The organism is Mesorhizobium sp. M7A.F.Ca.CA.003.01.2.1 (assembly GCF_003998945.1).
Classification (GTDB): domain Bacteria; phylum Pseudomonadota; class Alphaproteobacteria; order Rhizobiales; family Rhizobiaceae; genus Mesorhizobium; species Mesorhizobium ciceri.
In genome coordinates this window covers 1-660 of the sequence record NZ_RZRA01001541.1, presented here as the reverse complement: position 1 = coordinate 660, position 660 = coordinate 1, and the positions used below count along the sequence as shown (strand labels likewise).

Genomic DNA, 660 nt, shown 5'->3' with positions numbered 1-660 from the left:
GCTCTGGTGGGTCGCACAAGGCCTACCGGGCTTGACTTTCCGGGCGCGTTCTTTATGTGTCGCGCCAAGTTTCCCGCGTCCGGGTGTTTCCCCGTGCTCCAGCGGCCAAAACCCCACGAACAAACGGACTGATATCATGGCCAAAGCCGCAAACATCAAGATCAAGCTTCTGTCGACCGCCGACACCGGTTTCTTCTACGTGACCAGCAAGAACAGCCGCACCAAGACCGACAAGCTGTCGTTCCGCAAGTACGACCCGGTCGCCAAGAAGCACGTCGAGTTCAAGGAAACCAAGATCAAGTAATCCGGGTTTCCCGCCGCAATGCCGAAACGCCGCCCAATGGGCGGCGTTTTTCGTTTGTAACAGTTGATTTCGTTGCATCCGAGCAGAGACTCCAGCCAAAGGATTGACCCTTAGCCATGGTTGCGGCACCCTTGGCCGTGGGTTGGGTGTCACGAATAAGGCGCCTATGGATGTCGAAGAAGTTGAAAGCTGCAATCATTGCAGCCCTTGTCGCTCTGGCTGCTGGCTTTGCCGTCAGCAACGGGCTGATAAGCCAGCAGACGGCCGATGAGATCAAGGCCAGGACTGACCAGGTTCTGACTGAGGAAGAGGCCGCACCGCCTGCACCTCAGCCTGACAGCCCCGCCACGCCTTCC

Annotated in this window: 2 protein-coding genes; both read left to right on the top strand. The window is 58.0% G+C overall.

What is annotated here, in order from left to right:
• The first annotated feature begins 136 nt into the window (after positions 1-136).
• Positions 137-304 (top strand): 50S ribosomal protein L33, encoded by a 168-nt coding sequence (gene rpmG / locus EN969_RS34060; RefSeq protein ID WP_006201775.1) that lies wholly within the window; start codon positions 137-139, stop codon positions 302-304.
• A gap of 170 nt (positions 305-474) precedes the next feature.
• Positions 475-660: hypothetical protein (locus EN969_RS34055; RefSeq protein WP_127419924.1), on the top strand; the 186-nt coding region annotated here is incomplete at its 3' end.